We start from the raw sequence: 19,148 nt of genomic DNA, 5'->3' as shown, positions 1-19,148 counted from the left end.
CCCAGGACGTTGCGACCTTAGCCGACTGGTCCTAATTATCGGACTTTTTGAACACGCACTTATAGAAATATATTGACAAAAAAGCGAAGCTTGGCAGATGCTGCTTTGCTTTTTTGCAGTTTTAAGATAAAATGTCCCTTGTATGCATCCTAAGAAAGGACGGAGGGAAGAGAATGGTTCAACTTGTTGTTTCTGTTGTATTGTATTTTGTTATATTTTTTGGCATTGCATTTATTTTAAATATGTTATTAAGAAAAACATGGCTGATGGCATGTTTATTTCCTATAGTAATGATTTTTATTATAGATAATGTTTCTTTTATTAGCTATTTTACAAGTACCGGGGAATCCTTTTCAGCACTTGGAGATCGAATTGTCGGCTTAACTATTGCTGATATTGTGATTTTATTATCTGGTTTTATTGGTACAATTGTATCGGGCTTTGTTATTCGCTTTTTAAGGAAAAGCGGCTACCAAATGTTTTAAAAAATAAATTACATAAAAATAAAGAAAGCCAGTGCCGCTAGGTATTGGCTTTCTTTATTTAATAAGAAAAGAGCGGAGCAAGGGAAAAAGCAATAATAATCCCTGTAATTGCACCAAAAAATACTTCTATTGGCTGGTGTCCAAGTAATTCCTTTAGTTCTTGTATTTTTTCGTTTTCTTTCTTTTTACTCCAGCCTTTGGCACTGGAGGTTATTAGTTGAAAATCGCGAACCAGCTGATTAATAACAATGGCCTGTTCACCCGCCTGTCTGCGGACTCCGGAAGCATCAAACATTGTAATCACACTAAATATACAAGCCAGCGCAAATACACTTGATGATACACCCTCTACAATACCGATGGCAGTTGCTAAAGAAGTAACTGCTGCAGAGTGGCTGCTGGGCATTCCTCCTGTACTGAAAGCAAGTCCAGGTTGAAATTCCTTTGTGAAAATCAGCTTAATAGGTATCTTTATAACTTGCGCAAATACAATAGCAATCAGTGCAGCCCATAATGGGAAATTCGTCAATAATGTCATGAATGAGGGTACTTCCTTCCTGACTAACGCATCAATTTTCTGTTATTTTACCATAGTCTGTATCATAATAAAAGAAAGGATCAGGAACCAACAGGAATATGCGGTATTGCAGGTTAAAAAATACATATTCCCGTAAAATATTTATTTAATAACCGTATCTAAAGCAATCTCCATCATTTCATGGAAAGTTGTCTGACGTTCTTCAGCGGTTGTTTCTTCACCGGTAATGATATGATCAGAAACCGTAAGAATTGATAGTGCCTGACGACCATATTTAGCTGCCAGAGTATATAATGCAGTAGATTCCATTTCAATAGCAAGTACTTGGTATTTGGCAAGCAATTCATTAACTTCTTTGGCATTATCACGATAGAAGGTATCGCTTGTAAATACATTTCCGACGCGTAGCTGCAATCCTTTTTCTGTACCGGCTTCATAAGCATTTTTTAATAATTTAAAATCAGAAATAGGAGCATAATCAATTCCGTTAAAGATAAGCTGATTCATTTGTGAATCTGTAGTAGCAGCCTGAGCTAAGATAACATCGCGAACCTTAACATCTTTTTGGATTGCTCCGCATGTACCTACGCGGATGAGTTTTTTGACATCATAGCTTTGAATAAGCTCATTCACATAGATGGAGATAGAAGGCACTCCCATGCCGGTTCCCTGTACAGAAACACGTTCTCCTTTGTAGGTCCCGGTATAACCGTACATACCTCTGACTTCATTGTAAAGCTTTGCATCCTCTAAATAATTTTCAGCGATATATTTAGCACGTAACGGATCTCCCGGCAATAATATTTTATCTGCAATTTCTCCCTGCTTTGCTCCAATATGTACACTCATTTTGTAAACCTCCATTATTCATTTTGTCCTTATGATAAAGGTATCATAAAGGTTTTTGAAAAACAAATGAATACATTTTCATAAAAAAAGTAGATATGTATTTCATATTTCGTGATTTTTGTATATAATATAACATAGGTTTATGTGAGGTGAATAACAGGTACATAAACGACAGAGATTTTCAAATTGAAAGGATGTTGTATATAATGAAGTCACAAACGTTTAAAATTACTGCGGAAACCGGAGTACACGCACGCCCGGCTACTTTGCTGGTAAACAAAGCTGGTCAATTTGATTCTGAAATTGAAGTTAGCTACAAAGGCAAAAACGTTAACCTGAAATCAATTATGGGCGTTATGTCTTTAGGAATTCCTAAAGGTGCTGAAATTGAAGTAAGCGCAGACGGAAAAGATGAAGCTGATGCTTTAAAAGGTATCGCTGACGTTATCAAAGAACATTTAGGCGAATAATTTTTAACAAATGTATAAAAGCGCTCTGGCATCAGGGCGCTTTTATACGTTATACATCGAACGATTTTCATGCCTTAAGCATTTGTTATAATTGTTTCAGGAAGGTTGTGAATTCTTTATGATTATGATGCCATTTCTTTATTTTCCGGAAGATAAAACGGAGTATATTCCTGCTGTAATAACACTGATTCTTTTTTTGATCTTAGCAGTATTTTTTATGCGTTGGATGATGAAAAAATCGAAGAGAGATCAGGAAAATTTTGAGCAGGAATACCAGGATGCTTTAAATCAGGCACAGAACAACGAAAATAATAATGTAACAAATTCCTCCTCTAATCAATAGGATTTGAGGAGTTTTTTTACATAAAAAATCGCTTCTTTGCTCAAACTATGGAAAAAGCAAAGGAGTTTATCAATGAGCATACGGAATAAATGGATTATGTTGATGGCTTTCGCAATGCTATTTCTTTTATCAGGGTGTTTGCTGCCGCACGCAAACTCAGAAATGGTAGAAATGTATAATGCAGATGGAGACCGAGTAGGAACAGCCAGGTTAAATGAAACGGATGGAGGAGTAGCTGTAACAGTTGAAGTTGAAGGATTAAATCCAGGGTTCCACGCTATCCATGTTCACGAGTATGGAAAATGTGAGGGTCCCGATTTTTCTTCAAGCGGTAACCATTTTAATCCTGACGGTAAAGAACATGGTCTTTTACGGACGGATGGGCCTCATCTCGGAGACCTTCCCAACATTGAAGCGGATGAAGACGGGAACGTTAAAGAAGAATTGGTAATTGCTGAAGCAACGTTGAAAAAAGGTAAAAATAGCTTGATTACTAATGATGGTACTTCTTTAATTATTCATGATGGAGTGGATGATGGAATGAGTCAGCCGGCTGGGGATTCAGGTGACCGTATTATTTGCGGGGCTATTAAAAATGATTCTCAAAGCGGAGATAGAGAAGAAGCACCTACAGACCCGACAGAGAGTAATGATAAACAGGAAAATGAAGAAAATGGGTAATTCCTCCGGCTACTTCATGTGCTAACGAAAATTTGAGGCAATTATAATGGAATAAATAGAAAGAAGCTGCATTCGAAATGCAGCTTCTTTCTATTTATAGGTTTAATTATTAGATTCTCTCCAAACTTCTACAGCATGGATAATCCGCTTAACGCCTTCTTCGATAGTTGCCCGTGGACATGCGACATTGATACGCATAAATGCGTCCCCTTCTACGCCATAGTCCTGACCAGGATTTAAGCCTACACGTCCTTTATCAATCATGAATCGGTTTAATTCTTTTTTGTCCATATTTAATTCGGAGCAATCCACCCAGACAAGATATGTTCCTTCTGATTTTGTCACTTTTAATTCAGGAGCATCCGCAGCAAACATTTCCTTGATATATTCAGTATGACTCTGGATAACTTCCAGCAGTTCTTCTAACCAGGGTTGTCCATGACGGTACGCAGCTTCCATTGCTGTTACGGCCATTCCATTTAAGGAGTTATTGAATCCCTGACGAAGAAAGGCATTTGTTAATTTTTCCTTGTTTTCCTTATTCGGCGTAATCGCATAAGAAGCCTGCAGACCAGCTAAATTAAATGTTTTAGATGGTGCCATGCAAGTAATTGTTTTATCGGCAATTTCTGTTGACAGGCTCGCAATTGGCAGATGTTTATGTCCTTGAAAAACTAAATCCGCATGAATTTCATCAGAAAAAATCATTGCATCATATTGCAGGCATAGCTCTGCCATTTTACGCAGCTCTTTTTCAGTCCAGACGCGGCCAACCGGATTATGCGGAGAGCATAAAATAAAAGCTTTTACACCACTTGCTAATTTATTTTCCATATCTTCAAAATCAATTGTGTAATAATCATCCTGATGAATCAATGGATTCTTCACAATTTCACGGTCTAAAACGTTTATAATATTGTAAAATGGCGTATAAACAGGTGTTTGAATCATAATCTTATCACCTGGTTCTGTAAAGGCTTGTAAAGCCATATGAAGTGTATTAATTACTCCAGGACTGTAGTTAAGCCATTCAGGCTCGATATCCCACCCATGACGGTTTTTTAACCAGTCGGTCACTGAAGATGTAACATCCTCATCAATTACTGTATATCCATAAATTCCATGCTCTGCGCGTTGGATAAGTGCCTGATTGACAGCTTCTGGGGCTTTAAAGTCCATATCAGCTACCCACATCGGTAGAACATCGTCAGACTGGAATCTCATCTGCAGCATATCCCATTTCATAGATTTTGTTTGCTTGCGATCATGTACTTCTTCAAAAAAACTCATTATTTTATTTGCCTCCTTGCATTCTTATCATTTTTCTATTATAACAAAGATACTTTAGAAAGGTAGAAAACTGGTCTAAAACTTCTTTAGAGTTCCCGTTTTTAGACAAAAAAAAGCAAAGCGTCATACGCTCTGCCTACAGGGGGAATACGAGAAAGCCTTACAATAATAGTAATACCCGTTGTTAAAAAGAATAAACCAAATAATTTAAAAAAATTTAGATTTATTTTTTATTAACGCATGACCGTGTTAAACAATCAGGATTCCATAGAAAAAACTTCATTTCATAGAGATTGTTATCCCCGTGAAATGAAGTTTTGTTTTGAACACGCACTCATATTATAATCTTTTCTCAAGTTCTTCTTTTTCGTTTTCAAATCCTGGTTTGCCAAGTAAAGCAAACATATTTTTCTTATATGCTTCCACACCAGGCTGGTCAAATGGATTAACACCAAGCAGATAGCCGCTGACAGCACATGCTTTTTCAAAGAAGTATACTAAATAGCCGAAAGTATAAGCATCTAACTTAGGAACTTCAATGATTAAGTTTGGAACATCTCCATCTGTATGAGCTAATAGTGTTCCCTGGAATGCTTTATCATTAATCTCATGAATACTTTTACCAGCTAAGTAATTTAATCCGTCTAAGTCATTTGCTTCTTCTTCAACAGTTAAATTTTTCTTAGATTCATTTACATGAAGAATCGTTTCGAAAATATTCCTTCTTCCTTCTTGGATATATTGACCAAGAGAGTGCAAATCAGTTGAGAAGTTTGCTGATGATGGATAAATCCCTTTTTGATTTTTTCCTTCACTTTCGCCAAATAACTGTTTCCACCATTCAGAGAAGTATTGAAGGGCAGGTTCATAATTGATGAGTAATTCTGTTACTTTTCCTTTTTGATAAAAAATATTACGTACGGCTGCATATTGATAAGCAGGGTTCCTATTTATGTCAGGCACCGATAAGTCATCCATTGCGGCTTGGGCGCCTTTCATAATTGCGTCGATATCAATATTGCTTGCCGCAATTGGCAATAAGCCTACTGCTGTTAATACAGAATAACGTCCGCCAACATCATCTGGAATAACGAATGTTTCATAACCGTTTTCATCAGCTGTTGTTTTTAGAGCGCCTTTTTGACGGTCAGTAGTTGCATAGATACGCTTTTTAGCCTCTTCTTCACCATATTTTTCTTCCAAAAGCTTTTTAAAGATACGGAAAGCAATTGCCGGTTCTGTTGTTGTACCACTTTTAGAAATAACGTTAATAGAGAAATCCTTATCCTTTAGTACGTCAGTCAGCTCACTCATATAAGTAGAGCTTAAATGATGACCTACAAAAATTACCTGGGGTGCTTTTCTTTCTTCAGCAGGAAGAAGGTTTTGGAACGAATGGTTCAGCATTTCTAAAGCTGCTTTGGCTCCAAGATAAGAACCGCCGATACCAATTACAAGAAGAACGTCAGAGTCATTTTTGATTTTTTCTGCACTTTTCTTGATACGTGCATATTCTTCCTGATCATAGCTTTTAGGAAGGTCAACCCAGCCTAAGAAGTCATTACCGGCTCCAATTTTTTCATGAATCATTTGGTGTGCACGTAATACAAATGGAGAAAGGTTTTTAATTTCTTCTTTGTCGAAAAACGAAAGTGCTTTATCATATTTAAAAGTTACATGTGTCATTTAGAGTTCCCCCTTTAAAATTGATTCCATATATGACTCTACTTTAATCTATTAATGTGATGAAATCAAGGGTAACGACCTGAAAGGCTTTCATTTAAACCGGAAATAAAGTGCTGAAAAATGATGTTGATAATAGCAGAAATCCCTTAAATTAAAAGAGAAAAAATAGTTTGAGAGAGTCTTTATAAAAACATTTTGGTGCATCTGAAAAAAGATAATCTGAACAGAGGTATACTTCATTAAAAAACAGGTACCTGAAGAAAATTCAGGCACCTGTTTTTGGTGATCATTGTCAGCTTATTTATTTTGCGTCTGGTCAATCCAGTCCTGCAGTTTATCTTTAAGAATGTTAAAACCGCTTGATTCATTGCTGGAATCGTAGTTTTTTACTGTATTATCTTGTTTAGCAGTTTCTTTTGGCGCTTCTTCTGTAGCGCGGATAGATAAAGAAATTTTTCCTTTTCCTTCATCGATTTGAATGACTTTTACGTTAACAGTATCGCCGACACTTAAGTGTTCGTTAATATCCTTTACATATCCATGCATGATTTCAGAAATATGAACTAACCCTTGTGTGTCACCATCAATTGCAACGAATGCACCATAAGGCTGAATGCCTGTTACTTTTCCTTCTAGTACTTGACCTACTTCTACGTTTGTAGCCATATTGAACATCTCCTATATCTTTTTCAATTCTGTTTTAAGTTATCCAAAGTGGATGGAAAAAGAAAAGGCAGCTTTTTATACCAGCTATAAAGCTAGTAAATAAAAATGGGAATCTTTTTCTGCATCTTTTGAACACGTGCTTTTTTCAACAATATACTACTTTATCATAAAGTATAGGAAATATCCAACTTAACGTTACCGGTTGGCAAGATTAATAAGTGTATCTTTTTCGTGAAGGATAAAAGTAGTTTTTGGATGAAGGATATATTCTTTTTCACGAAGCACACCGATTATAAGGAATCCTTTTTCCAGGAAGGGAGTTACCGCTTCTAAATAAGTTTTTCCAATAAGTGAATCAGGAACAGGCTGGTGAATAAATTTATGCTGGATAAGAAGATGATAAATATCTTCAAAAGGTGTTGCCTGTATCTCCGGGTCTAATTCATGGAAAAACAGACTGCTCATAAAATCATTTGATCGAATAATTGTTGTTGCACCTGCACGGGCGGCATTATCAATTTGTTTCTTTGTTAGAATTTCTAAGATAACAGGTATATCCCGATTATTCCCACGGATAGCGATGGTAGTCAGGATAGCATGAGTATCTGATTCATAATCGGATTTTTGGTTATCGGCAGCAACAAATATACAGGAAGCTGCTTTAATGTTGGCCATATGGAGAGTGGTATCCTCTGCTGCATTTCCTTTAATATAATGCACTGGCAGCTTTGTATAAGCAAGATTGGTTAAAGTCTGATCAATGATAACAATTTTTTTATCTGAGTAATGGTGAATGATTAAGTCAATAAGCTGCCGGGTCTGTTCATTAAAACCGACAAATATATAATGGTTTGTACCATGAAAAGCAAGCTTGCCTTCCTGTGAATTTTTTTCACGCTTTATAGCTGTAGTGGATATGGAGGCGATATAAAACGCAATTAATCCGCCGCCAGTTAAAACTAAGCATGCTGCAATCAGCCGGCCTGGCAAGGTCACAGGAACATAATCTCCATAACCGACAGTCGCTCCTGTAATAAGTGCCCACCATATTCCGTCTAACAATGTAGGAAAACGCTGTGGTTCGATTAAATAAATAAGATACCCGAAGAGCGACAATGAAATTATAACAAGAAGCAGCAGTTTCAGTATATTAGGAATGCGATAGTAAAGAAGTTTTAGAAAACGCTCATTCATTAAGGAATCCTCCTATCTATTTTCGTTAGTATACGCAGATAGAAAGGAATGTTATTCATTAAAACCGAAACTATAAATATACATAATTTAAAAAGCCATCGATTTATACTTTGAAATCGATGGTTTTTAAAAATTATATTGTTTTTAAAGTTTCTTTGATGCTTTCATAAACGATAGACCAGTTATCCTGATTATCGCGATAGGATTTTGAAATAAACCGGTGCACTTGTTTTTGCTTTTCTTCAAAATCACTGGCATCCTTTGGTGGAAGCTGGGCGCGTGCTTCGTCTATATACGCTTGAATTTTTGGGGCTCTTGGTCCCCATTTTCCGACTCCCTTTCCCTCTGTATTAATAAAGATGATAATAGGGATAGATCTGGCTGTTCCATTTGTTAAATACTGATCCATTAATTCAAGATTATCATCCCGAAGCAAAGCCTTGACAGGCATATTGGCAGCCTCTGAAATTTTAAGAAGAATCGGCATGTTTAACATCGCGTCACCACACCAATCTTCTGTAAGAATAATTGCTCTTAAGTTCTTGCTTCTGATTTCTTCAAAAAAAGCTTCATCTGCAGGTAATGAAAAGTTATCATAAATGTGCAATAAATCCTCTTTGTTTACGTTCATTGCTTCGATGTATTCATCTGGATCAAGCCCTTTTTCATACCATTCATTTAATGACATCTATATCCCTCATTTCAATTATTTGATATAGTTAGTTTACCTTCTTCTGCAGAATTGGTAAACCAAAGTTACCTTGTAAAGAAGGATAGGGAAGAATTTATAGGGAATGTTTAGAAGGTACAATGAAAATGGCGGTTTGAATTTTTCATCGTCCTTTTGGACAAGCATTTATAGGAGGCTATAACATGGCAGATACAAAATATGATGTTTTAATGGACTTACTTCATACGCCATCTCCATCAAGTATGGAAATGGAAATACAAAAGAAATGGATTAATTATGTCAAGGAGTATGCCGATGAAATTAGGACAGATCATGTTGGGAACGTGATTGCAGTGGTTAATCCAGATGCACCATTTAAAGTTCTTTTAGCAGGTCATTGTGATGAAATCGGATTCATTATTCAGCGTATTGATGAACGTGGTTTTATATTTTTTGAAAAATTGGGTGGAATTAATCTGAAAGCAGCTATTGGCATGAGGGTGACAGTGTTGGGATATCAGGAAACACTTACAGGGGTCATCGGTGTCAACGCACAGCATCATGGAGGTATCAAAGGTGATATCGGTGTGCAGGACCTCTATATGGATTGTGGATTTCAGTCAAAAGCAGAGGCACTTAAAAAGGTTCAGATTGGGGATCTCTGTGTGTTAAAAACAGAGCCGGAAATATTACAGGATCGGTATATTTCCGCCAGAGGGCTGGATAATCGTACCGGAGCATTCATTGTAGCAGAAGTAATTCGCAAGCTGTCTGGAAAAGATTTGTCGATTGGCGTTTACGGTGCAAGTACGGTGAACGAAGAGACAAATATGGGGGGAGCTTACTTTGCCGCGGCTGGAATAAAGCCCGATTTTGCAATTGCTGTTGATGTTACCTTTGCAACAGATTATCCAAATGTTGATCCGAAAAAGCTGGCTGAGGTTCATTTAGAAGGCGGCCCTGTTTTAGCAAAAGGAGCACCAATTCACCACAAAATCAATCGTTGGCTGGAAAAAGCAGCAAAAGACAAATCAATTCCTTTACAATATGAATTAACACCGGATGCTACAAGAACCGATGCCGATAAAATGCGATACACAGGGAAAGGAGTACCGGTGGCATTAGTGTCTCTACCGCTTAGATATATGCATTCACCAGTAGAAACAGTAAGCAAGAAGGATATTGATAAGGAAATTGAATTATTAGTAACGATGCTTGAAAACCTGACAGGGAAGGAAGATTTAAATCCATTGCATGATGATGTTTGATATAAGGAAATATGAAATTACTTTGAATTAAAAACTTTTCTCTTGTCAAATGAATATGCTATGGTATACTGAAAGTAATTAAATATTCGATTCCAATCTTCGGGGCAGGGTGTAATTCCCGACCGGCGGAAATAGTCCGCGAGCTGTACGTTGATGCAGTTGATCTGGTGTAATTCCAGAACCGACAGTAATAGTCTGGATGGGAGAAGATGTCGAGCTTGTTTTTAACCATACGCATGTTTTGTGTGTATTTATTTAGCGATGACTCAAACCCTAAAGCCCTTATGCTTTAGGGTTTTTTAATTGCTTACAGGCTAAAAATAGCATCGTACCTTCATCACGAGTTGGAATCGGAAAAATGATGAAGGAGGTAAGCTGATGCAAAAGAAGAAAAGAAATCAGCTGCTAAAGTTAATTATTATCGCATTATTAAGTACTATCTCTCTTGTTTTATTTTTTCTAAATTTTCCACTTCCGTTTTTACCAACACCTTATTTAAAAGTGGATTTCAGTGATGTACCTGCATTAATTGCATCTTTGATCTTTTCACCAATGGCAGGAGTGCTTGTCGTTGGATTTAAGAACTTGTTATATTTGGCTGTTTCGGGATCTGGAGAGCCAATTGGTGTTTTATCCAACTTTGTTGCCGGATTAATGATTGTTTTACCGGTTTCACTTATTTATCATCGGATAAAGGGTTTAAAAGGTCTTGTCAGCGGATTGGCAACAGGTACTGTTATTATGGCAGTCGGAATGAGTGTACTCAATTATTATCTAATTTTACCTGCTTATGGCTGGTTTATGGGCTGGGAAATGTCTGAACAAATGAAATGGATTGCAGTTATTGGTGGCGTGCTGCCATTTAATATAATTAAAGGAATTTTTATCGGAATTTTGTTTATCCCATTGTTCAATAAGCTGCAGAGCTGGATTCAGCAGCAGCGGACGAGGTTTATATAATACAATATAAAAAGAACTAAGGAGTACAATAAGAAAGAGGCCGGATCAAAATTCCGGCCTCTTTCTTATTGTTAATTTAAAAGTGCATAAAAAGAGAGTAAATTATTTTGGTGCATGAAAAATAAACAAACGAATAGTGCTATATTGAGAAATCAGGTGAAAGGTATGACTTACTATAGTTAGCTATCCATGAGATTAAAAGGGATATGTTATTGCAAGACTTCTATCCCATTTTGCTTGTATGCATCAATGATATTAGCCGGTACAGATTTCTCTGTTACTAGATAATCTAAAGCATTACTTTTTTCGACAAAGAAAGTAGAGACTTTTTCTAACTTTTCTTTGGTCACCACACTAAGTATTTGAGAACTTTGTTTAATTAACTGACTTTTTAGCAGGGACTCTTCAAAAAGAGGAACTGTAATTCCAAGATTGGAATCAATTGATGAAATACCAAGTACACATAATTCTACGTGAATCCTCTCAATTTCTTTAATAGCAAAGGAACCTGTATTAACGTGTGAATTCTTATTGAATTCACCACCAATAACATAGATTTGTACATGAGGGTGGTTGCTTAGGGCAAAAGCCACTGAAGGGCTATTCGTTAATACTCTCCCTTTATAAGACTGGGGCAGCTTCTCAGCCAGCTTTAAGTTAGTGGTGCCGCCATCAATAAAAAGTACATCCGCTTTTTCCAGAATGGGAACAGCGAGTTTGACTAATTCTTCCTTAACTTTAGCATTTTGATCAATTCTCGTGTTAAAGTCTACCTTGTCATTGACAATGCTTAATGCCCCGCCATGAACCCTTTTAATTAATCCTTTTGCCGACAGCTCCTGCATATCCTTTCGAATAGTGTCTTCCTTTACCTTCAGTTCCTTCGTTAATTCAGAAACCAATGCTCTTCCCTCGGATTGAACCTTATCTAATATGTAGATATGACGTTCTTTTTTTAGCATATTTATCACCTTTTTATTGTATTTAATTGAATTAGATTGTTTATATCGGGTTATTTATAAAAATAATTATATCATAATAAATAAAGAAGTACTATTAATGACTGTGGAAATTATAAAGACGTTCGTTACTCTGTCTTTTGGATAGAAAGATAGGCCAATATAAGTGAAGTTATAATCAGCTAATATCCGAATATCCAATTTCTTTTTATCCTTTTTATTGACATAATCAATTAAAAACGATAATATTAAATTCAATTCAATAAAAAACAATTAAAAAGGAAGTGATATAAAGTATGAAGAGGCATGAACTTATAAGTCAACAGTATCAAAAAATGTGATTGTGCGACTTACTTGGGTAGTTTAATGTATGCGTTACCAAAGGTTGAAGTCATAAAAACTATAAGGAGAATGGGCATTATTAATTTTAATTATTTGAAAATAGTAATTATTTCTGCGAATCAACAAGATTTTTAGGGAGATGACAAAATGAAAAATCTACTTATGAAGTTTGTAAATAAATTGACGAGTATCGGCGCGTCATTGCAAACGCCCATTGCTATTTTACCAGCTGCAGGACTGTTATTAGCCTTAGGAACAGTTTTTACAAATTCTGCTTTCTTGGAAATGATGCCTATTGCAGATAATCCAGTGATGGAAAATATCTTTAACGTGTTATTAGCTACAGGAAATATTATTTTTGCTAATTTACCATTGATTTTTGCTGCAGGGGTAGCTATCGGATTAACGAATAATGATGGTGTAGCAGCTTTATCAGCTATTGTAGGTTATTTGATTATGAACGTAACCATTGGCGGAACAATGGGGATTACACCAGAGATGGTTGCTGAATCAGATATGTATGTTGAAATTTTAGGAATTCCAACCGTTCAAACAGGAGTTTTGGGAGGTATCATTGTTGGGCTGCTTTCAGCAACTATATTTAATAAATTTCACGATGTTAAGTTACCAACATCATTAGCATTTTTCGCCGGGAAAAGAAGCGTGCCAATAATTACTGCTTTTAGCGCTTTGTTTTTAGGTTTTATAATGATTATTATTTGGCCGACAATTCAAGGCGGAATTAATAATTTGTCTACATTTATCGTAAATTTAAACGCAGGCTTTTCCGGTTTTATGTTCGGTTTTGTAGAAAGATTAACTATTCCATTCGGTATGAATCACGTATGGTGGCCAACATTTTGGTTACAAGCTGGAGAATATACAAATGCCGCAGGTCAAGTTGTCAATGGGGATCAATTGATTTTCTTCTCTCAATTAGCAGATAACGTACCAATTACTGTTGGTAATTTCATGAATGGATTGTTTGTATTGAAAATTTTCTCTATACCGGCAATTGCTTTAGCAATGTATCATACAGCGAAAAAAGAACAAAAAGCTAAAGTGAAAGGCATCTTATTATCTGCAGGATTAACTTCTTTAATCGCAGGTGTAACAGAACCATTAGAATTTCTATTTATCTTTACTGCTCCTGTCCTATTTTTAATTCATGCAGTAGTTACCGGTCTGGGATTTACAGCAATGAATCTATTGGGGGCGCATTTAGGACTTTCCTTCTCAGGAGGATTGCTGGATTTTGCATTCTTTAATTTACTGACAACCCGGACACATTGGTGGATCCTTATCCCGGTTGGACTGAGTTTCTTTGCAATCAATTATTTCTTATTTAGATTTGCAATTGTGAAATTCAATCTGAAGACTCCTGGCCGTATGACAGACAAAGATAAAAACATAAAAAAATCTAACGAAAATTATGATGGCGATCAAATTACGAATATTATCAAAGGTTTAGGCGGCAAAGAAAATATTCGTAATGTGAATGCATGTTATTCAAGATTACGTGTGGATGTAGCAGATACTGCAGTTGTTGATAAAGATATTTTCACTGATCAATTAGAAGCTTCTGGTGTAAGTATTTTAGGTAAAAACGTTCAAGTGATCTATGGTAACGCAGCAGTTGGAATTAAAGAAGGGGTACTTACAAAGCTTCGGGGAGATGATTATGAACCGATTGTTGAGACGGGAAAAAATGCTAAAGCTGTTCAATCAGAACCAGCTAAACTTTTAGATATCACAGCTCCTGCAGCCGGAGAAATAATTTCAGTTGATGAAGTTCCAGATCAGGTGTTTTCTACAAGAACTATGGGGGATGGCTTTGCAATTGAACTGCAGGATAATGTGATCTATGCCCCCGTGTCAGGGGAAATTGTAGGAGTATTTCCAACAAAGCATGCTATATCTATTGTCGATAATTTTGGTAATGAAGTTCTTATTCATATTGGTCTGGATACAGTTAATTTAGAAGGAGAAGGTTTCCGCCTGCTGGTTGAAGAAGGCGATGTGGTTAATCAAAATGACTTAATTGCTGAAATCAATGCAGAACAAATCAGAAATAAAGGTTATTCTCTGATTACACCAATTATTTTTACGAATCTGGACAAAGAAATGTACGAAGTTGAACTTTTAGTGCAAGGAAGAATCAAAGCTGGTCAAAAAAACCTGATCAAATTTTAATTGAAATTAATTATAACTTATATGATTCCAATTAAATTAATCAATTATTTACTCTGTTAAAATGTTTTATTTATATAATAAATTTAGGAGGTTACCTGATGGAAAAAGGAATTTTTTCTAAAGTATTTGTTAAATATCCCTTAGAAGAAGCGTTTATAAAGATTCGTGAATTTGGTTTTAGTACAGTACAATTTAATTTTGCTAATGTAGGGCTGCCCAGCCTGCCCCAAAAAGTCAGTAATGAAATTCTTGAGCAGATACAGGAGACTTGTGAAAAGACAGGGATTTCAATTTCTGTTATCTCTGGAACATATAATACACTAGAATTAAATAACGAGACACGGAAAAAAAATATAGAAGGATTTAAAAATGTGGTAGAGTCAGCCAAAAAGCTAAATGTGCCATATGTTTCTATTTCAACAGGCAGTTTTAATCAGGAGGATTTTTGGAGTCCGCATCCTGAAAACCATACAAAAAAAGCCTGGAATTATTTGTTCGAATCATTAGATGAAATGCTGGATATTGCTTCTCGTAATGGAGTGACTATTGTAATTGAACCGGAACAATCAAATGTCATTAGTACGATAGAGGATGTCAAGAAATTGATGAATCACTATCAAAGTCCTTATTTAAAAGTATTGTTTGATGCTGCCAATATTATAACTACTGATGATATTGGCCAATTGGAAAATAAAATTAACAGATCTTTGAAGGAACTGAGTGAGTATATTGCAGTGGCCCACTGCAAAGACTGCCTTGTTTCGAAGGGGAAAATTACATTTGCACCCATAGGTAAAGGCAGTCTTCCATTAAATCAATATTTAAAGGAATTAAAAAAATACTATGATGGCCCAGTGATTATGCATGGATTAGATGAAGAAGATATCGCCTTTGCATTAAAAAGTACGCACTTTTAAATGGATATAAATGAAAGAGGAGAATGTTAGATGACGAATATTAAAAAAGAAGATAAGCTAGTAAAAATCGGTGTATTAGGAGCAGGACAAATCTCACAAGCAGCACATTTCGATTCTATTAGAAGATCCAGTAATGCAGAGCTTTACGCGATTTGTGACCTGGATGAATTTCTTTTAAATGAAATGGATGCTATCTATCATCCAGCTAGGCTTTATCGCGATTATGACGAAATGCTGGCTGACCCGGCAATTGATGCGATTGTAATAGGAATTGCAGATAATTTTCATGTTCCAATGACTATTAAAGCAGTTCAAGCAGGTAAGCCGGTTTTAGTAGAAAAACCTTTAGGTATGTCCATTGAAGAAGTTGAAGAATTAGGCGAGTATGTTAAGAATTCCAATCTGCATGTTCAAGTAGGAAACATGAAACGCTTTGATCCGGGAATTGAAGCAGCTAAGGATTTTATTGATCAGGAAATGGGTGAGATGCTGGCTTTAAAAGCTTGGTATTGTGATAACACGTATCGTTATACAACAACAGATAATGTGCAGCCGGTTATTTTAGAAGGACCTAATGCGAAAAAGCCTGCCGGAAATCCGAAAGCGGACAAGCGCCGTTATTATATGCGCGGTCATGGAAGTCATTTATTTGATACCGCACGCTATTTAGGTGGAAATATTATTGCAGTTACTGCCTGGTTAACTGAAAAATATGGTTCTTATTCATGGTTTGTAACAGCAGAATATGAAAATGGGTTTGTTGGGCAGTTAGATTTAACTTTACAAGTTCGGATGGATTGGCATGAAGGCTTCGAAGTTTATGGTGAACATGGCTCAATTATTGCAAAAACATATAATCCATGGTTCTTTAAAGGAAGCGATGTGGAAATTTTTAAAGCCTCAGATGACAGTTACCATCGTCCAGTTGCTGCGGATGGTCACTTCTATCGTCGTCAAATTGAAGATTTCGCACGTACCGTATTGACCGGTGAGAAAGGAAGAGGTGCAACTGTTTTTGATGGTATTGAAACAATGAAAATTATGCAGGCAGTTCAAAAATCGGTTGAAATCGGTCAAAAGGTTCGGGTGGACTCTGTTTCTGGAGACCTTTAGGAGGGAGATAAAGAATGCCTATATTTAATTTTGACGAGATCCATTTTTATTATCAGGATGATTGCAACGAAGGAATACCTTTTATATTTCTTCATGGACTTGGCGGGGATGTAAATCAAACACAGGAAATTTTGAATGAAATTCCACAAAGCAGACGTATCACAATTGATTTTCGGGCTCATGGAAAAACAATTAATTTCGGTGAAACTGGTAAGCTGAGTTTCCATCAATTTGCAGATGATGTGAAAGCTCTAATCGATTTCTTGAAAATTGACCGGTTTATCATTGGTGGAATCTCTACTGGTGCCGGAGTGGCTTTGAATTTTGCTTTGCGCTACCCAAAAGGAATTCAAAAATTAGTTCTTTCCCGTCCGGCTTGGGAGGATCAGCCTCAGCCAGAGATAATACAAGAAGCTTTTCGAACGATTTATCAGATATTGAATGATGATACTGTCTTGAATAATAAAGAGACATTTAAGCAAACAGCGATTTATCAAAAAATGAACGGAATTTCCAGTTATGCCGGAAAGACATTGTTAGGACAATTTGATTACCCTTTTGCTAAGGAAACTTCACCAAAATTAATCTGTATTCCATCAGATTGTCCTAATAGCAGCAAAAAAGATTGGAAGTCTGTATCTGTTCCAACTTTGATTTTAGCATCCGAGAAGGACCCATTGCATCCGCTTGAATTTGCGGAAACACTCTATGCTGGTATTCCGGATTCAAATTTTAAAGAAATAACATCGAAAACTATTTCCGGGAGCAGGCATAAGATGGATACTGTAACAGAAATTCGTAAGTTTATCACAGACTAGCTGTTTAGTAGATGAGAAAGTAAATAACATTCATTCGTGTTGTGCAAACCAATGCTGTTGTCGTTATTGCAGCAGATGGAGGATAATATGGACTGATTTAAAGTGCGTTATCTTATTGGTGAGAATGAATACTGTATTTAGCCGGGCTGGAGATGAGGCTTCATTACCGTTTAAACTTCATTAATTAATATATTGAGGTACAAACAGAGAGAGGGTTGCCCTCTCTCTGTTTGTACATGAAGTGATATATTTTCTTTATATTGTTAATTGGTTTCCGAAGCTTCATCCACAAGAATTCTGGCTGTAGGCATTACTTCCAGTCTTTCTTTCGGAATAGGTTTGCCGGATTGTTCGCTGATTCCATAAGTGCCGTCTTCTATTCTTTGTAAGGCATCTTCAATATTCTTCAGCTCTTCTTTCCGCATCTGATCAATGCCGGCATCTCGCTGCTGTTCAAATTGTTCTGTTCCCAAATCAGCTGGATGATTATTGACAGAAGCCAGCTCATCCTCTTGTTTATTTCCCTGTTCCGTATAATCTTCAGCTTCTTCCTTCATTTCTAAAAGCCTTCTCTTAAAAAGAGCTATATCTTCTTTGGTTAAATGTTCTGCTTGCATGATTGTGTGTCATCCTTTCTAAGTCAGAATGCACATATACTTTACAACAATCCAGAAATTAATAAAGAGAGACCTAAAAGCATACCATAAATCGTATTTGTTTTTGCTGTTTTTGCCATAGCAGGCATCATCTCTATCGCTTTTGTTTTTCCTTGGAATCCTTTTATCACACCGATTGCCGGCAGGACGCTTAATAATGTAAGGAAGGACCATGCTGGAAGAATACCGGTAAGAATGAGAATAATTGTTATAGAGAAAGCAACAATAAATAAAATCCCAAGCAGCTTAACAGAATTTGGTCTGCCGATAAGCACGGCGATTGTTTTTCTTCCCCCTCTTTCATCTCCATCGCGATCCCGGATATTGTTTGCAAAGTTAATGCATCCGATAAAAATTGTGATTGGAATGGAAATCCAAATCATTTCCGCTGTAATAGAAGAGGTTTGAATATAATACGTAATCCCTATAATAACTGTCCCCATCAGTACACCAGAGAATAATTCTCCAAAAGGCGTATAAGAAATGGGAATAGGGCCTCCAGTATATAAATAACCGATTGCCATGCAAAATAAACCAATAATTGCAATCCACCAGCTGGAAGCTATACAAATGTAAATACCAAACCCAACGGATATAGCATAAAAAATGAGGGCAATATTACGGATTCGCTTCGGATGCATCCCGTCGCGGACAATAGATCCGCTGATTCCTACTGATTGGTCATTATCTAAACCGCGTACAAAATCGTAATATTCATTAAACATATTGGTTGCTGCTTGAATAAGTATAGAAGCGATCATCATTGCAAAAAATAGCAGCCAGTTAATGGTCCCTTCATTAAGAGCAATCATTGTCCCGACGAAAACAGGGACAAAGGATGCTGTAAGTGTGTGGGGCCGGATTAAACGCCACCATTTATGAAATCCTTCCCGTTCATTTAATAATTCTTTTATATTAGCTGAATCATTTGTCGTCATTACCTGCTTCCTCCTAAAAAACAATATCGTATTTATTTTAGATAAGTGGTATGGGCGTGTCAAACCTATTTTATAAAATTGACAGGAAGAAGAAGGAAGTAATTCTTTTTTA

General features: G+C 36.3%; 20 protein-coding genes and 1 riboswitch. Of the genes, 10 read left to right on the top strand and 10 right to left on the bottom strand.

Annotated features, from left to right (window positions below):
- The first annotated feature begins 173 nt into the window (after window positions 1–173).
- Window positions 174–485 (top strand): YuiB family protein, encoded by a 312-nt coding sequence (locus tag MKY30_RS22965; protein WP_147211605.1) that lies wholly within the window; start codon window positions 174–176, stop codon window positions 483–485.
- Window positions 486–543: 58 nt separating this feature from the next.
- Here the strand turns inward: MKY30_RS22965 and MKY30_RS22960 are convergent, their stop codons facing one another.
- Window positions 544–1,023: a divergent PAP2 family protein gene (locus tag MKY30_RS22960; protein WP_147211604.1), complete on the bottom strand. Its 480-nt coding sequence runs from the start codon at window positions 1,021–1,023 to the stop codon at window positions 544–546.
- Between the two features lie 141 nt (window positions 1,024–1,164).
- On the bottom strand, window positions 1,165–1,872 hold the full coding sequence (gene deoD, locus MKY30_RS22955) for a purine-nucleoside phosphorylase (protein ID WP_147211603.1): 708 nt from the start codon (window positions 1,870–1,872) through the stop codon (window positions 1,165–1,167).
- Window positions 1,873–2,078: 206 nt separating this feature from the next.
- Here deoD and MKY30_RS22950 point away from each other — a divergent pair, with 206 nt between their 5' ends.
- The 3 genes from MKY30_RS22950 (at window position 2,079) to MKY30_RS22940 (ending at window position 3,366) form a co-directional block, all read left to right on the top strand.
- The gene (locus MKY30_RS22950; protein WP_147211602.1) at window positions 2,079–2,342 is read left to right on the top strand and encodes a phosphocarrier protein HPr; all 264 of its coding nucleotides are present in this window, start codon (window positions 2,079–2,081) and stop codon (window positions 2,340–2,342) included.
- Window positions 2,343–2,460: 118 nt separating this feature from the next.
- A complete protein-coding gene (locus MKY30_RS22945; RefSeq protein WP_307725852.1) occupies window positions 2,461–2,685 on the top strand; it encodes a hypothetical protein in 225 nt (74 codons plus the stop codon).
- Between the two features lie 72 nt (window positions 2,686–2,757).
- Entirely contained in the window at window positions 2,758–3,366 is a 609-nt protein-coding gene (locus MKY30_RS22940; protein WP_246145193.1) for a superoxide dismutase family protein, read from the top strand.
- Between the two features lie 102 nt (window positions 3,367–3,468).
- Here the strand turns inward: MKY30_RS22940 and MKY30_RS22935 are convergent, their stop codons facing one another.
- The 5 genes from MKY30_RS22935 to MKY30_RS22915 form a co-directional block, all read right to left on the bottom strand.
- On the bottom strand, window positions 3,469–4,656 hold the full coding sequence (locus MKY30_RS22935; protein ID WP_147211601.1) for a MalY/PatB family protein: 1,188 nt from the start codon (window positions 4,654–4,656) through the stop codon (window positions 3,469–3,471).
- A 339-nt stretch (window positions 4,657–4,995) separates the two neighbouring features.
- Window positions 4,996–6,342: a glucose-6-phosphate isomerase gene (locus tag MKY30_RS22930; protein ID WP_147211600.1), complete on the bottom strand. Its 1,347-nt coding sequence runs from the start codon at window positions 6,340–6,342 to the stop codon at window positions 4,996–4,998.
- Between the two features lie 297 nt (window positions 6,343–6,639).
- A complete protein-coding gene (gene yugI, locus MKY30_RS22925; RefSeq protein ID WP_147211599.1) occupies window positions 6,640–7,008 on the bottom strand; it encodes a S1 domain-containing post-transcriptional regulator GSP13 in 369 nt (122 codons plus the stop codon).
- Window positions 7,009–7,203: 195 nt separating this feature from the next.
- Window positions 7,204–8,202 (bottom strand): potassium channel family protein, encoded by a 999-nt coding sequence (locus MKY30_RS22920; RefSeq protein ID WP_147211598.1) that lies wholly within the window; start codon window positions 8,200–8,202, stop codon window positions 7,204–7,206.
- A 133-nt stretch (window positions 8,203–8,335) separates the two neighbouring features.
- Window positions 8,336–8,890 (bottom strand): thioredoxin family protein, encoded by a 555-nt coding sequence (locus MKY30_RS22915; RefSeq protein ID WP_147211597.1) that lies wholly within the window; start codon window positions 8,888–8,890, stop codon window positions 8,336–8,338.
- Window positions 8,891–9,075: 185 nt separating this feature from the next.
- Between MKY30_RS22915 and MKY30_RS22910 the strand changes: the two genes are divergently transcribed.
- The gene (locus MKY30_RS22910) at window positions 9,076–10,140 is read left to right on the top strand and encodes a M20/M25/M40 family metallo-hydrolase (RefSeq protein WP_341085475.1); all 1,065 of its coding nucleotides are present in this window, start codon (window positions 9,076–9,078) and stop codon (window positions 10,138–10,140) included.
- A 91-nt stretch (window positions 10,141–10,231) separates the two neighbouring features.
- Window positions 10,232–10,355: riboswitch (FMN riboswitch) on the top strand.
- 163 nt (window positions 10,356–10,518) lie between these two features.
- On the top strand, window positions 10,519–11,100 hold the full coding sequence (locus tag MKY30_RS22905; RefSeq protein WP_147211595.1) for an ECF transporter S component: 582 nt from the start codon (window positions 10,519–10,521) through the stop codon (window positions 11,098–11,100).
- A gap of 209 nt (window positions 11,101–11,309) precedes the next feature.
- Here the strand turns inward: MKY30_RS22905 and MKY30_RS22900 are convergent, their stop codons facing one another.
- Window positions 11,310–12,062: a DeoR/GlpR family DNA-binding transcription regulator gene (locus tag MKY30_RS22900; protein WP_147211594.1), complete on the bottom strand. Its 753-nt coding sequence runs from the start codon at window positions 12,060–12,062 to the stop codon at window positions 11,310–11,312.
- Between the two features lie 486 nt (window positions 12,063–12,548).
- On the opposite strand from MKY30_RS22900, the gene MKY30_RS22895 reads away from it, so the two are divergent.
- The 4 genes from MKY30_RS22895 to MKY30_RS22880 all read left to right on the top strand — a co-directional run bounded on the left by MKY30_RS22895 (window position 12,549) and on the right by MKY30_RS22880 (window position 17,442).
- Window positions 12,549–14,594 (top strand): PTS transporter subunit IIABC, encoded by a 2,046-nt coding sequence (locus tag MKY30_RS22895; protein ID WP_147211593.1) that lies wholly within the window; start codon window positions 12,549–12,551, stop codon window positions 14,592–14,594.
- Window positions 14,595–14,692: 98 nt separating this feature from the next.
- The gene (locus tag MKY30_RS22890; RefSeq protein ID WP_156988581.1) at window positions 14,693–15,511 is read left to right on the top strand and encodes a TIM barrel protein; all 819 of its coding nucleotides are present in this window, start codon (window positions 14,693–14,695) and stop codon (window positions 15,509–15,511) included.
- A 30-nt stretch (window positions 15,512–15,541) separates the two neighbouring features.
- On the top strand, window positions 15,542–16,624 hold the full coding sequence (locus tag MKY30_RS22885; RefSeq protein ID WP_147211591.1) for a Gfo/Idh/MocA family protein: 1,083 nt from the start codon (window positions 15,542–15,544) through the stop codon (window positions 16,622–16,624).
- A gap of 14 nt (window positions 16,625–16,638) precedes the next feature.
- Window positions 16,639–17,442 (top strand): alpha/beta fold hydrolase, encoded by an 804-nt coding sequence (locus MKY30_RS22880; RefSeq protein ID WP_147211590.1) that lies wholly within the window; start codon window positions 16,639–16,641, stop codon window positions 17,440–17,442.
- A 263-nt stretch (window positions 17,443–17,705) separates the two neighbouring features.
- Here the strand turns inward: MKY30_RS22880 and MKY30_RS22875 are convergent, their stop codons facing one another.
- Both MKY30_RS22875 and MKY30_RS22870 read right to left on the bottom strand, forming a co-directional pair.
- Window positions 17,706–18,059 carry a hypothetical protein gene (locus tag MKY30_RS22875; protein ID WP_341085474.1) on the bottom strand — a complete coding sequence of 118 codons (354 nt, stop codon included), beginning with the start codon at window positions 18,057–18,059 and terminating at the stop codon, window positions 17,706–17,708.
- Window positions 18,060–18,100: 41 nt separating this feature from the next.
- Complete coding sequence (locus tag MKY30_RS22870; protein WP_147211588.1) at window positions 18,101–19,036, bottom strand: 1,4-dihydroxy-2-naphthoate polyprenyltransferase; 936 nt, start codon at window positions 19,034–19,036, stop codon at window positions 18,101–18,103.
- Between the last annotated feature and the right edge of the window lie 112 nt (window positions 19,037–19,148).

Origin of the sequence: Oceanobacillus sp. FSL W8-0428, from assembly GCF_038004405.1 — a bacterium.
GTDB lineage: Bacteria > Bacillota > Bacilli > Bacillales > Amphibacillaceae > Oceanobacillus > Oceanobacillus sojae.
The sequence above is the reverse complement of the archived record's forward strand: the minus strand, read 5'-3'. Positions and strand labels throughout refer to the sequence as shown.